We start from the raw sequence: 14,211 nt of genomic DNA, 5'->3' as shown, positions 1-14,211 counted from the left end.
ATAACATTACCCGTTATTAGCTATTACTCGTGCAACCTCTGGTGTTATGCCTTCTTGCTCTTTTCGCTTCTTAGCCTCATCCTGAATTTCCCTACCCACTTGGAATTCTTCCTTCATAGTACTCTGCAGACTGCTGCTTACCTTTTCTGTTGTCTTGACTTGCTCTTTTTTCCCCTTGACTTCTGTCTCGAATTGATCAAGATGGTTCTTGACCATGTTCTTGACAGTACCATCTGGATTTACGAAATGCTTCTTATACCAAGAGGTGTCAGAAAATCCTCTGTCTATGCCAGCTGTTTTCTTTCTTTGTGCTTGCGGATTATAGTCAGCATCGCCAGTGACCCTAAAGTCATCGGGCTTAAGCCCCTTCTTTTCACCAACAAGAAGTAATGCAGTATGTAAAAACTTTACTTCGTCATCCTTGCCACGCACACCCTCTACTACTATTTTTTTGTTAAGCGGTAGTTTGACATTTGAAAGGATCTGCGTTGCCATTTTCATATAGAAATCGATTTGTTCATCTGTAATTTCCCCCGCTTTCTTCTTACCCTGGGGATCATTCGTAGGTCGAGGAGACTGGATGACTTCATATTTTCCTGGCATAGCTCGGGTAACATCAGATCCCGTCATCGTTCCAGAAATACCGCCTTTGGGTGATGGATCGTAAGTAAAACGTCCTTCAATGACGACGTTTTCATTCGTCCTAGTACCGCCAGGCCCTGGAACCACAATTGTTACTGGTTTCGATGTATCAAAACAAATCACCTCGTTGGGATCTGGTTTTCCCGTTGCTTTAAAAAGCGACTCTGGATCCTGCCCCGGAAGGACATTAGTGTTTCGAGCTTTTGGTTTGGCGATGATATGTGGATCATCTGGATCTGTATATTTATGCCCCATGTCCAAAGCTTCTTTACGGCCCCGACGAACAATCGTAAGATCTGTAGCTTGATACGTTACTCTTTTAGAGTCCTTAGATGCCTCTTCAACTGCAGGTAATATTTCTTGTGTTATTACCGTATACGCCGTTTGATATTTACCCAAGAGCTTTTTAACTTGGGTTAGTTCAGCTTGAATCTTCAAATCCAACTGATATGCTTCTCTTCTTAAGTCGTTACGAGCTGATACCTCTTTGGCAGTGGAGGGGGGATTCAGCTTAGCAGGAATTGCAGGTCTAAGGGCTTGGAGGTCTTTCTGAGCTTTTTCTAAATAGCTGATGTAATCCAAGCACTTATTTTTTGCAGTCGTGTAGGTATCATGGTCTTCTCTAAGTTTTTCCTGGGATTGCCCTACAAACTCAGGAGCCTTTTTATCGTGACTTGTACTAATTCGGGTAATAACCGCGATCTCACCCAGCTTATCTTGCAGCGCGTCCCTTCTTGCATCAATTTTTAAAAACGCTTTTTCTGCTTCCTGGATATCCTTCTTTTGTTGAGGGGTATCAACAGCATTAACACTACCCGCTTTATCGACTTTGAGTCCTTGTCGTATATTATCAAACTCATCAGAAAGCTGCTCTTTGAGCTTGTCTTTTATAAGTTGCACCTCAGGCACATCTAGAAACTTCTCTAGAGTCGGACTTTCATAAAATTTATTTCGTATATTATCTAGTCCACCTGCATTAGGATCAAATTGAGCTGTTTTTTCTACCTTTAATAAAACATCCAGTAATTTTTCATAACCAGAGTGGGGTGGAGGAACAGGGAGCGCTTTAACTGTATGCAACTTATTATGTAAGAGCAGATTATGATCATGTTGTGTTTTAATTGCATTGGTGATTGCAACAGATGCTCCAAAAGCCGTCCCTGCTGGATTTAAATTAAATGCCGCGTAAAAAGCTTGTTTATTATTATGGGCAGGGGCATCGTCTGCTATTCCGGATTGTGTGAAAAGCACATCAACTATCGCTTTATAATCAGCTATCTGCGCCAAGTCGGTAAGATCATTGCCACGCTTTGCCAATAAAATATCATTGATTGCTTTAACTTTGGCATCGTTCATATCCGTGATAGGTGGGTTATAACCCGCCAAAATTTTTGCTATTTCTGTATTATTTATTTGTTTAAAAAAGGCATTGTTTTTATTTTCAGTAACTATCCCGGCAAGATAATCATCTTTTCCATTAACATCATTTCCCAAATAACTCTTAAGTACTGATTTGGTCTGTGCGTTCAATCTAAAACGTAATTCCTCAGGCTTAAGCTTAATGAGTTCCTCTTGCTTCTTATCAGGTAATGAACTAAATGCCTCGATTAATTTAGGATGCCCTTCTCCAACTAACAATTTAAACACTTCGCGTCGAGCAGGTTGTTTTATCTCTTTCAAATCAGACTCTTGCAGGCAGTCTAAATGCTCATGGGTAAGACCATTACCTATTTTTGCTGCTAACTCTCTTCTAATTTCCTTAATATCTGTTTCTGGTTTGGCAAGCTTTTCAAGAAACGCTTTGTTCGGCGTACCCGTCAATTCCTTTATATAACGTTTTACCAAAGCTGCTTTAAATAAACGGTTTTGCTCTGGATTGTCAACTATAGCTCGATTAAGAATCTCATCTTTGCCAGGAAGGAAATTAGTTCTTATTTGAGTTTTTATATCTCCGAAAGTCGTTTTTTTCAATGCCTCAGCCATATGGGCTACGTTAATAGGAGCAGGAACATCTGGAACTTTTTTTAATTCCTCTTCAACATATCTAACGCATAAACGCTTATGCATGTCTTCGACAAGCGTCTGCACAGTTCCATCAGCCTTCGCCCTATTTATATAATCGTCGGGAGGAGGAGGAGGGAATCTACCTCCCACAGCGTTTCGGAAGTTGTCCACAGTATCATTTAAGAGGACTGATTCCCTCAAAAGATCCTCTGGCTTTTTAAGGCCGTCTTCAAACTTTTGCAGTTCTTCTTTAAATTTAGCTATAGCAGCCTCGTTTTTTAGGGCGGTGATACGAGTTGTTACTGCACGTTCCAAGTCTCCATTCAATCGATCAAATAAGGGTGTTGACTGAACAGGCAGACCTAGTGCCTCCATGGCAGTTTTTAATGACGCTGGATCGTTTTTATGGGTGATTAGAGCTTCTAATTGTGAAAGCTTATCTGATTTTGCATCAGTAACAACTTGTGTCAAAAATTGATTCGCTGCTTGTTGTTTAATTCTTTTAATCGCTATGTCTGGCAAAATATTGATGGAGCTATTCGTATCCGGGGGTTGTACACCGCCTACTAAAGCTGGCTTTACGGAGGGTATCCAACCGTGAGTCCCTGTTATTGCAGGAACTTTTGTTGCCAAATAAGCCCTACATTCTTCTGTGTTATGGGATAAAATTTGTAAGAGGACAGCTTGATCCTTTATTGCGTTTACACCAAATTTTACGCGTTGTTCGGCAGCGGCTAGTTTGATTTTGGCAAGCGAATTATCTGATACGGTAGAACTTAAAAAATCGTCATTTGAAAAAAAAGCTTCTGGTGTCCTTCCTCCCAAAAACTCTGGAGCAATAAGTTGCCACGTTGAGCGTGTATTGGGTTTAATATTAGGGTCTAGTGTCTCCCAAAAAACTCCATGCCGCACTACCGCTTTTCTGAACTCTACTGGGTTACTAATATCAACTGCCAATAGGGCCTCTAATGCTTTATCTCGATTCTCTGCATCTGTACCTGTCATTGCAGCCAATCTGGGATCATTCACAAGATCAAAAAGAATTTTATTCTTAATAGGCATGGTCGCACACTCCGCAAATCATTATGTATCTATTTTAAACTTATTTTATTAAATAAACCTTAAATTTTCATCGCATAAGAACATCCCGCTTGAATAAAGGCAGTAAGATGGACTAACGTTATAACATTAGTATAGCAAGATTAAAGGATTAAGTGATGAAAATCATACTAATTGGCTTATTCTTAACATTAACCCATTTTGCTTATGCCCAAGGGTGTGTCATTGGCGAAATTCCTTCACAGCCTCGCTATGTCTGTTTTGATGGCAGAACATTGCAGCTTGCAGAAGATGGCCGTTACCTTTGGAACGCGAAAAGAGGCTGTTTTGTCAGTGCAGTCCCCTGCTGCGCATACAAAGCTACCCATTATGCATTTTATCCTAATCCTGCCAAGATTGGCGCCGCATACGCCCGTTGCCGGCATGATTATCCTTTCCGCTTAGGACAAATGCAAACACATTAGCTCCTAGGGGTCTGGATAAAAATAAATCGTTCCGGGCTCCGCTACACAGCCCTACCTCTTGCTCACGTTCTCAGCCTACTCCCCGCGGCTTGTCCCTGAAAGATCGTCAAAAACTAAAGCCATATTCTGCCTACGTACCGCGCTTTATGCGCGGTATCCATAGAAAGTGCGATGGAAGAAAAAAATTTGAACAACTTAAGATTTTCTGGATACCGCGCCTAAAGCGCGGCACGTAGGAATTTCTTAAAAATTATTTATAAAACAAAATACTACATCTATATTTTGTGACCGTCTCTGCGAACAAGTCGTGGGCAGGGATGGCTCTTAAGGGATGTTGCAGATTCAGACACAGCACCCAGGTCAGGTCATAGCGCATGAATCAGCCCGCGACTTAATAGAATTTTCCATTTCATCACCACAAGAAAAGAATGAAAAAGAACTGGGTTCCTTAACTTTTCTCTCTTCCAACGCTTTGTTTATCATCGTATGAATTTCCCATTGAGTTGAACTCCAGCCATACAATCCTCGCAGTTGGCGAATAATCCAGAAGCTGCTGCGTAACTGGCGGATGTATTTTACGCCTGCAGATTCTTCTTCGGATGAATATCCATTGATATCGTCTCTTAACCGTTCCAAGCGCTTCGTAAAATCAGGACGCCCTGCGTTCACTTTGATAAACTGCTCAATGCATTCACGTGCCAAATTCTTTTTAAATTTAAGGCAAAATCGATGATCCTCACCGATTTGGGTTAAAATATCCTTAAAAGAGCTGTAGCGCATGCTTGCATTAACTCCTTCCAGATAAGGATTTTTAAAAGTATAGGCGCGGATTATTGGAATGAGATGGGGGTATTTGGTGGTGTCCGCCCCATTTTTTATTAAATGCTTGCTAATTAGCTTTCCATTTTTTTGCACGTCATGTTCATCAGAGCTCCCCGATTGAACCCGTTCCAGTGCAATATCCAAAGGAGTTTTACCTGCAGCGTTTTTTACATTAATAAACTCGCGAAACATGCTGATTGTTTCTTCGTAACGATATTCACCCAGCTTGATTGCTGTATGTAACGGTGTATCACCTTTTTCGAATCCATTGCCATTACATAAATCTCGATATTGGGAAAAAGACTCCTGAAGGTGTTGCCCCAGCGTCTCAGTCAAATTCGGCGGAATGATTTCTCTCAATAAAGCCTGGATTTGCTCTGGATCCAATTCCCGCACATACGTACGAAATTCTTTTATCGAAAACAGTGCTGCCCGCAAACGCGCAAGCCTTGCTACGGTAGTTTGAGTTATTAAAGCGACTTCCGCCCGATCCTGGGCTTTCGTCATATCAGCACAGTCCTCTAATGTCCGCACAATAAGCTCATTCGGAATTAAAATATGCTTAAAAAAAGACTTCCATTTCGCTCGGATAAACTGAGGATTATGGAGTAAGCGGGAAAAAGCATTAATATCGGCATAGTTATGGCATTCTTTATTGTCAAAAGGATTAGAAATATAACCAAATTTTGTTGGCCAATATGAATTCGAGGAATTGGTTAAGCACACCAGAGACTTGAGATCATCTTTTATGATATCAAAAGCATGAGCACCATGTAGTAAATGGAAAGGGCGACGGGTAAGAAACCCCATGATGCTGTCTACAAACATCAAATCATGATCAATTTTGAAAAACACGACGTGGGGCTTGCCCTCTCGTTCTACCAGATAAAATCCATAGTTGCCTTTATGTAAATCATCCTCCTCTAACGTATAAGAAGTAGCGAGAATACTGGCTAAGGATTCATAATCAATGGTTAAACGCCCGTCTATCTCCGCTTCGACTAAACGCGCATAAAAGCCCTGAGGCACTTTATCCATAAAGTAAATAGGTATTTGGGTAGGATCAACGTATCGTGCCGGAGGAGCATAGTCACACCCTGTTTCTGGGTCTTTGAAGGTATAAAAAAGCGTGTCTTTGCCTTCCTTGTTTGTTATGACATAGCAAAGATGCTCAACTGCCAAACCATCAATATTACCGTTAGCATCTACTACCAAATTATTAAGAGGCGTTAAATTAGATAATAAAAACAGACGGGCTAATTGACCGAACATCACTTCCAAACGCGAAAGTTCAGCTCGACCATATTTATTTTTCTTATAAATGATTCGATAAGGGGGAGTTCTTTTATCGGGAGGAGTATATACCGCACGGAGATACGTTTCATGGCCCGTTGCATGGGAAGCAGGGCCTAATTCAATATCGTTGATCTGGAGGAATGAAGAAGGCATGAATTATAAAGCGGAATCAAATTGATTCAAATTTTAACACAAAGATCAAAAAAATCAATCTCCTTCTATAGTCAGATTATCATCTTGTGAGTCAAAGTCTGCGCTGCTATTTAACCGAATTTGCAAACCAACATTATTTTTTGAATCAGCATATTTAATAGCATTTTCCTTGGAAATTAATCCACTTCGATATAATTTTAATAAAGCCTGATCAAAAGTTTGCATGCCTTGCTCCGTACTTCGTTCCATGGCTTCTTTAATGTCATCAATTTTTCCTTTTTCAATCAAATCAGAAATATAGGGTGTATTAAGTAACAACTCTACGGCTGCGATGCGTTGCGTATTTAAGCCTGGAATGAGGCGCATTGAAATAATAGCTCGCAAATTAAGCGACAGATCCATCAATATTTGCTTTCGTGCATCTTCAGGGAAAAAATTAATAACCCGGTCCATAGCCTGATTCGCATTATTAGCATGCAGCGTTGAAATACATAAATGTCCAGTTTCTGCATAGGCAATGGCATGTTTCATGGAGTTACGTTCGCGAATCTCACCGATTAGAATCACATCTGGGGCTTCGCGCATTGCATTGATTAATGCATTATCATAGCTCATTGTATCAATGCCCACTTCACGTTGATCCACTATGGATTTTTTATGTTGATGAATAAATTCTATGGGGTCTTCAATTGTTAAAATATGTCCGCTTTGATTTTCATTACGGTAATCAATCATTGCTGCCAAGGTGGTTGACTTTCCTGATCCCGTGGAACCTACTACTAAAACCAGGCCGCGCAACTCCATGACAATCGATTTTAAAAGTGGAGGTAAATTTAATTGCTCAATCGAGGGAATCTTGTTCTGGATATAACGCACAACCATGGAGATATCACCGCGTTGGCGAAATAAGTTAATTCTAAAACGCCCAACTCCGGAAATAGAAAGCCCCATATTAAGTTCCAAAGTAGCCTCAAATTCTTTACGCTGATCATCACTCATTAGCGATAAAGCAATTTCAGCCATTTGCTGTGCTTTGAGCGGAGCATGCCCTACAGGTGAAATAACTCCTTCGATTTTAATATTAGGCGGTGCTCCCACACTAAAAAATAAGTCGGAAGCACCGCGATCTACCATTAATTTAAAAAAAGGAGTTATGTCCATATATCACCTTGCTTTAGCCTCACTGCTACCTATTAAGTTAAGGAAATTATCTTTCTACCTCCCGCGACTTGTTCGCGGGCTCACCACATTGCTCACCATTACTGGATCTGGCGGGCAAGCTCTGAGAGATCCTCACAAATTTTTACCCTACGTACCGCGCTTTAGGCGCGGTATCCAGAGTCTCTTGCCCTTGAAACAGAACTCTGGAGTATCCCAAACATGTTTCTCGATACCGCGCCTAAAGCGCAGTACGCAGGCATTAATTTACAGCCACAACAAATTTACGCAATAATCAAATCACGTAGCCTTCGATTTTCCAATTCATGCTGGCAAGTCTTTAAAAAAGTCGCCTTGGCACTTTTTGCAGCATCGCTCTGCATTGGCATTAAATCAACTACGTCACATAAACGGGTTAAAAATGTTACATATTCTTCTTTAGTATATTCTATTGGCTCCGTTTTTGGTGAACGATTTTCTCCTATGATGCTCTTTTTTTCCAACTCACTTTCCAAACTTGGACGCAGATCAAGCATTTCCTGGAAATAATTTGTGTAATAAGGAGCCATAGCCAAACGCTCTGCGCCATCATCCTTGTTGGGTGTTGCATTCCAGCGTTCCGCCGCTTCTATAAATTGCTTCATATTTTTAGAGTCCAAAAATTGGGCATAACGAACCACGCCGGCTGGAAAATTTTTACCTAAGTGGTTTCTTACTTCTAATTTTTGTTCTTTTAAAAACTCTAAAAACTCTTTTTCAAAACGAACAATACCCTGTGCTTGAGGATGAGTCACCACATCCAAAGCAATAACATGTTCATCTTGGGTACTTGTACTGGTTGTAGACAATCCACCATTAGTTCCTTTCAAATAGCGGACATACACTGCATAAGTTAATGGGTATTCCCCACGCTTTGCCGACGTGTTTACCTGCATTTCAATTTGTCGCAAAATATGTTCCAAATGCTCCCCTGCCTTGTCATCTTTTACAGGGATAAAATAATCTACATCACGGAGTTCTTCAGGGAAAGCGACTTGCGGGTGCGTGATATGGTTTTCAAAATCAACTATAGGTTTTGTTCCACGCGCTTCAATTGATTGAGCAGCAGCAATTAACATAAATTCCGGCAACAAAACCTTTAAGTCCGAATTAACTAGAAAATCCATTATATCCTCACCTAACCGTGCTCCCAGTTCCTGAATAAACGAAGTAATTGTTGGCGCATAAGTAGGCTTACTATTTTGAGTTGGTTTTTCCGTCGTGAAATTCCACATACGCACTTGCCACTGGTGAATGTGTTCACTAAGCTCTGACTTGGAAGAGCTGGGCATTCCCATAACACTCACGTAGTGATTATTCTTTAATATGTCTCCCAATTTTCCTTTCATTTCTTCAGTGTTATGAAATACAGCGATCGTTTCACGTAAATTGTAAGCTTGCACAGCACGCATCTTCACACTAAGAACAACCCCTAAAAAGCCGCTGTGTGCCGCGCGTAACGTTTCAAAATCAGGATGCTCAGGAGTCAATTCACGAATGTTTCCATCCATATCACACACTTTTATTGATTCAATCAAGCCACTAACAGCCGATTCATCACGGCCTGTGCCATGACCACCAGTACCCACTAATCCCACCAGACTTGCCCAACTGAGCATGCTTAGCGTTGTTGAAGAGAGATTATGTTTACGCAAAAATTCTGCATAGTCGTCTACCTGCATTCCTGCGTTTACTTCAACCAGTGATGCAGGAAGCTGATGAATTGGATTGTCTGGATTAAACCATGCCGGTTTCGTATTAAGCGGCCCAAGAACTTTCGCCTTGTGATATTTCTTTTTGAAACGGATAATAATGTCTGTGCCTTCACCTTGAGATGAGGTTCTGCCACCAACTACTTCTGAAAAAGAAAAGCTCCCTTTACCATATTTGTCGTCTTGAACTTTAAACCAGGGAAATAAGCAACAACCTTCAGGTTTCTCTTTATTTTCCCACCCTGCAGTAGCTCTTAAGGTAATTTTATCTTTTGGAGTCCGATTCTCATTCATTCGTTTTACTTCTTTCATGACCCATTGGACCTGCGCTTCATTTTCTACATCAATAACCACGGCGGAGGGATTACGTACATTTCCCATAAAGTTCGACCAACCTTGGGTGTATGAAATTTTGTTGCGAGTTAGCATATCCATAAATGCAAATTTTAGCTCGGCTGGAAAAGTCATCATTGCTCCTATTGTTGATTAACAGCAAAAAGGTAAAGACTTTGTATTATCATGTCATAAAATTTTGAAGCGTTATAACACGACTCAGTGTAGACTGGGTTAAACGAAGTGCAACCGGAAAAGCAGAAAAAACATCCAGGTATATTTCGCTTTATCCAGCTTACAATCAAGAACTACATTTTTTCCAGAACTTCATGCAAATATTTAACTGGCTCGATAACCATTGAAGAATTATGTTGCTTGGGGGCATTGGCAAAAGGCACTATAGCACGCTTAAACCCATGTTTTGCTGCTTCTTTTAGTCGCTCTTGCCCACTTTGTACCGGTCTAATTTCACCAGCAAGACCCACTTCGCCAAAAATAATGGTTTCCCGGTCAAAGATCCGATTGCGTAAGCTGGATACCACAGCAGCTAATAATGCCAAATCGGAACCTGTTTCTGTGACCTTTACACCGCCCACTACATTAATGAAAATATCTTGATCATAAGTAGCAATTCCTCCATGTCGATGTAAGACAGCAAGTAAAATGGCCAAACGATTTGACTCAAGACCAACGGTAACACGTTTGGATTGTTGTCCGTGTGCTTCATCAACCAGTGCTTGTACTTCAACCAACATGGGACGTGATCCTTCCCAGGTCACCATTACCGCACTACCTGAAGTAGGCTCTGGTTGACGCGATAAAAAAATCGCTGAGGGGTTGGCCACTTCTTTTAATCCCTTATCGGTCATGGCAAATACACCCAATTCATTGACTGCACCAAAACGGTTTTTAATGGCACGAATCACTCTAAAACGGCTGTCACTTTGACCTTCAAAATATAAAACACTATCCACCATATGCTCTAAAACCCGTGGCCCAGCCAGGGCGCCCTCTTTCGTTACATGCCCCACCAGAAATACTGCTGTTTGGGTCAGTTTGGCAAAGCGAACTAATTGTGCTGCTGATTCACGTACTTGACTTACTCCCCCCGGAGCAGAACTTATGGTTTCCGTGAAAATAGTTTGAATCGAGTCAATCACTATCACTTTAGGGTTTTCCTTTTGTGCTTGAGCAATAATTGATTCAACTTGTGTCTCAGCTAAAAGTCTTAAACCTGCCAAAGGCAAACCCAGACGTTTGGCTCGCATAGCTACTTGCTGCAAAGATTCCTCTCCCGTTACATATAAAACAGTTTCCTGCATGGAAAGATTAGCCAGAGTCTGCAATAACAAAGTGGACTTACCAATGCCAGGATCCCCTCCAATCAGAACTACAGAACCATACACCAAACCACCGCCAAGTACTCTATTAAGTTCAGATAAACCACAATCCATGCGTAGTTCATTATCCATGACTACATCTTCTACAGCAGTGATTACCGAACGTTGATTCGCCCATGACCCGCTGCGTGAATTACGATTCACTGGCATCCCCTCTTCTGCAATCGAATTCCATGCGCCACAATGGGTGCATTGCCCGGCCCATTGCTTAGAAATTGCGGCACATTGACTGCAGACAAATTGGGTCTTTGTTTTCATTCTTATCCATCCGATTCAGTTTCAATTGAAAGCGTTCTTGCATAACCATGCAAGAGCTCTAATATACACGATTTATCCTATCGATGTATTGAACCATTATTCAAGAAATCAGTTACTTGCCTACTCCATTCCGCCCGGGACTTGTTCACGGGGTTATCCACGTGACATAGAGATAAACGCGGATGAACATTAAAAATTAATTTACTACATTGAATCCTGGGAACAACCCAGTATAATCAGTACATTTTGCACAATCAGGACAAAATCTATGAGCCAAGGTATGCATTTTGAACAGTCAATCACAGAACTAGAAGAAATTGTCAGGCAACTGGAAAAAGGAGAACTCTCTTTAGAAGACTCCCTGAAACAATTTGAAAAAGGAATTAGTCTGGCGAGACAATGTCAGGATGTATTACAAAAGGCAGAACAAAAAATAGAAACTTTAACTTCTGCAGAACCCAGCTCGGATGAATAATTAAGTGATAAGTAACTACATAAAACGGCACGAAGAATTTCTCAAACAAATAATTAATGACTCTTCTGTACCTGCGACAACGATATATTCTGCAATAAATTATTCTCTATTCCCTGGAGGAAAGAGAATCAGACCTATTTTGGTCTATTTAACTGGGAACTTACTTGATCTTGATCTCAAAATTCTGGATGTTATTGCTGCTGCAATCGAATTAACGCATTGTTATTCGTTAATTCATGATGACCTCCCTGCCATGGACAATGATGATCTACGCCGTGGTAAACCCAGTTGTCATAAAGCTTTTGATGAGGCAACAGCAATTTTAGTAGGCGATGGCATGCAGGCCTTGGCCATTGAAGTACTCTTAACCCATCTTTCTCCCTTGCTCCACCCCCAACAAGTCATTGCGATCACTCTTGAGCTTGTTAAAGCAAGCGGTATCAGCGGCATGGTAAGCGGGCAAAGTCTGGATTTGTCTGAATTGGCAAAATCATCTACGAATGAAGAACAGCTAAGAGAAATTCACTACCTTAAAACGGGACGGCTTATTTTAGCGTGCATAGAAATGGTTTTGAATGCCCACTCAGCACCGGAAACATATAAAGAAGCTTTACGAACCTATGCCAGCCATCTAGGTCTGGTTTTTCAAATGCAAGATGATTACTTGGACCGTTATGCTCCTACCGAGGTACTGGGTAAAGGTCGCTCCTCTGATTTGGCAAACCAAAAAATAACGTTTGCGACTCTATTTTCCCCAAAAAAATTGGAAGAAGAGATCAATAAGCATTATCAAATTGCCCTCGACGCATTAGAAATATTTGCTCAAAAAGCACTTCCATTAATTGACTTAACTAAGAAATTACAAAAACGTAGCCAATTGACTGGCTAGATCGGTAGCCTGGTGAAGCAAAGCAGAACCCGGGCTACAATTAAAGAATGCTTAGCCCGCCTCCAATCCCTACTTGAAAAGGAGAAGCCTGTGTCAACTGCAATTGTATGGTTTCGTCAGGACTTGCGTTGTGGTGATAATCCTGCCCTATTTACAGCGTGCAAAACGCATCCATCCATTATCCCCCTTTATATTTTGGAAAATCCCGGCGAATTGCTTGGTGGTGCTCAGGGTTGGTGGCTCCATCATAGTCTATCTTGCTTGCAAAAAACACTGAAAAAACACGGCCTGGATCTGCTCCTTAAAAAAGGAGAACCATTACCGATTTTAAAAAAAATCATCGAATATTATGAAATTACCGAAATTTATTGGAATCGCTGTTATGAACCGGCGAGTATTGAGCGTGATAAACACATTACTAAAGAGTTGAGCAGCCTAGGAATAAAAGTAAACTCCTTCAACGGGAGCTTGTTAAACGAACCATGGACAATCAAAAATAAAAGCGGTGAGTACTTTAAAGTGTTTACCCCGTTTTGGAAACAGTGCTTACAGCACATGGAAATACCTAATGCACTGACTATTCATAATTGGCCTGATAGTCCTACAGTTACTTCAGAACCTATTGCGGAGTGGAGCCTTTTACCTGAAAAACCTAATTGGGCCAAAAGATTTCCTGAGTTTTGGGAACCTGGTGAAATCGGGGCACTGAAAAAACTGGATTTTTTTGTTCAACATCATCTACAAAACTATAAAGCATGCCGTGATAAACCAAGTAAAATAGCTACCTCTCGGCTGTCGCCCCATTTACATTTCGGTGAAATTAGTCCCTGGCAAATATGGCGTGCAATCGAACAGTTCCAAGTGCAACCAAACGGCAATATGAGCTCGTCAGAATGTTTCCTCGCTGAATTAGGGTGGCGGGAATTTTCTTACTATCAGCTTTATCACGTTCCGGATTTACCCTATAGAAATTTTCGCCAGGAATTCGATGCTTTTTCATGGCAAACAGACCATGAAACGCTCAAAAAGTGGCAAAAAGGTCTAACGGGTTTTCCCATTGTGGATGCTGGAATGCGTGAATTATGGGAAACTGGCTACATGCACAATAGAGTACGGATGATTGCTGCTTCATTTCTAATTAAAGATTTATTAATTGACTGGCGAGAAGGAGCAAAATGGTTCTGGTATACACTTCTTGATGCCGATTTGGCAAATAATTCCGCTGGTTGGCAATGGGTAGCCGGCACTGGGGTAGACTCCGCTCCATACTTTCGCATTTTTAATCCCGTGCTCCAGGGAGAAAAATTTGATCCTCTAGGTAAATATGTTAAAACATGGGTACCCGAATTGGCGCAAGTACCTAATGAGTGGATTCATAAGCCTTGGGAAGCTCCAGCAAATGCTTTGCCTATTACCTTAGGAGCAGAATATTCTTTCCCATTAGTCGATCATAATCTGGCACGGAAAAGGGCTTTGCAATATTATGCGGCAATTAAAAAATGAATGG

Annotated in this window: 9 protein-coding genes; 4 read left to right on the top strand and 5 right to left on the bottom strand. The window is 41.1% G+C overall.

What is annotated here, in order from left to right; translation table 11 throughout:
• Positions 1-6: 6 nt before the first annotated feature.
• Entirely contained in the window at positions 7-3,708 is a 3,702-nt protein-coding gene (locus FOLKNPGA_RS03200) for a hypothetical protein (protein WP_182351723.1), read from the bottom strand.
• Positions 3,709-3,863: 155 nt separating this feature from the next.
• Here FOLKNPGA_RS03200 and FOLKNPGA_RS03195 point away from each other — a divergent pair, with 155 nt between their 5' ends.
• Positions 3,864-4,169, top strand: a complete 306-nt coding sequence (locus tag FOLKNPGA_RS03195) for a hypothetical protein (protein WP_182351722.1) — start codon at positions 3,864-3,866, stop codon at positions 4,167-4,169.
• Positions 4,170-4,529: 360 nt separating this feature from the next.
• Here the strand turns inward: FOLKNPGA_RS03195 and ankK are convergent, their stop codons facing one another.
• The 4 genes from ankK to radA form a co-directional block, all read right to left on the bottom strand.
• Positions 4,530-6,440 (bottom strand): Dot/Icm T4SS effector AnkK/LegA5, encoded by a 1,911-nt coding sequence (gene ankK, locus FOLKNPGA_RS03190; protein ID WP_182351721.1) that lies wholly within the window; start codon positions 6,438-6,440, stop codon positions 4,530-4,532.
• A 54-nt stretch (positions 6,441-6,494) separates the two neighbouring features.
• A complete protein-coding gene (locus FOLKNPGA_RS03185) occupies positions 6,495-7,601 on the bottom strand; it encodes a PilT/PilU family type 4a pilus ATPase (protein ID WP_182351720.1) in 1,107 nt (368 codons plus the stop codon).
• Positions 7,602-7,882: 281 nt separating this feature from the next.
• Positions 7,883-9,817, bottom strand: a complete 1,935-nt coding sequence (locus tag FOLKNPGA_RS03180) for an FAD-binding protein (protein ID WP_182352743.1) — start codon at positions 9,815-9,817, stop codon at positions 7,883-7,885.
• A 173-nt stretch (positions 9,818-9,990) separates the two neighbouring features.
• On the bottom strand, positions 9,991-11,340 hold the full coding sequence (gene radA / locus FOLKNPGA_RS03175) for a DNA repair protein RadA (protein WP_182351719.1): 1,350 nt from the start codon (positions 11,338-11,340) through the stop codon (positions 9,991-9,993).
• 268 nt (positions 11,341-11,608) lie between these two features.
• Here radA and FOLKNPGA_RS03170 point away from each other — a divergent pair, with 268 nt between their 5' ends.
• The 3 genes from FOLKNPGA_RS03170 to FOLKNPGA_RS03160 all read left to right on the top strand — a co-directional run bounded on the left by FOLKNPGA_RS03170 (position 11,609) and on the right by FOLKNPGA_RS03160 (position 14,207).
• Positions 11,609-11,815, top strand: coding sequence for an exodeoxyribonuclease VII small subunit (locus FOLKNPGA_RS03170; RefSeq protein WP_182351718.1), 207 nt, complete (start codon positions 11,609-11,611; stop codon positions 11,813-11,815).
• Between the two features lie 4 nt (positions 11,816-11,819).
• Positions 11,820-12,704 carry a polyprenyl synthetase family protein gene (locus FOLKNPGA_RS03165; protein ID WP_182351717.1) on the top strand — a complete coding sequence of 295 codons (885 nt, stop codon included), beginning with the start codon at positions 11,820-11,822 and terminating at the stop codon, positions 12,702-12,704.
• A 90-nt stretch (positions 12,705-12,794) separates the two neighbouring features.
• Entirely contained in the window at positions 12,795-14,207 is a 1,413-nt protein-coding gene (locus FOLKNPGA_RS03160; protein WP_182351716.1) for a deoxyribodipyrimidine photo-lyase, read from the top strand.
• Positions 14,208-14,211: the final 4 nt, after the last annotated feature.

Origin of the sequence: Legionella sp. PC1000, from assembly GCF_014109805.1 — a bacterium.
Classification (GTDB): Bacteria; Pseudomonadota; Gammaproteobacteria; order Legionellales; family Legionellaceae; genus Legionella; species Legionella resiliens.
The sequence above is the reverse complement of the archived record's forward strand: the minus strand, read 5'-3'. Positions and strand labels throughout refer to the sequence as shown.

What these genes read in the sequence shown, in the direction of transcription:
- FOLKNPGA_RS03200 (WP_182351723.1), bottom strand. Translation starts at nt 3,708, where the DNA reads ATGCCTATTAAGAATAAAATTCTTTTTGATCTTGTGAATGATCCCAGA.
- FOLKNPGA_RS03195 (WP_182351722.1), top strand. Translation starts at nt 3,864, where the DNA reads ATGAAAATCATACTAATTGGCTTATTCTTAACATTAACCCATTTTGCT.
- ankK (WP_182351721.1), bottom strand. Translation starts at nt 6,440, where the DNA reads ATGCCTTCTTCATTCCTCCAGATCAACGATATTGAATTAGGCCCTGCT.
- FOLKNPGA_RS03185 (WP_182351720.1), bottom strand. Translation starts at nt 7,601, where the DNA reads ATGGACATAACTCCTTTTTTTAAATTAATGGTAGATCGCGGTGCTTCC.
- FOLKNPGA_RS03180 (WP_182352743.1), bottom strand. Translation starts at nt 9,817, where the DNA reads ATGACTTTTCCAGCCGAGCTAAAATTTGCATTTATGGATATGCTAACT.
- radA (WP_182351719.1), bottom strand. Translation starts at nt 11,340, where the DNA reads ATGAAAACAAAGACCCAATTTGTCTGCAGTCAATGTGCCGCAATTTCT.
- FOLKNPGA_RS03170 (WP_182351718.1), top strand. Translation starts at nt 11,609, where the DNA reads ATGAGCCAAGGTATGCATTTTGAACAGTCAATCACAGAACTAGAAGAA.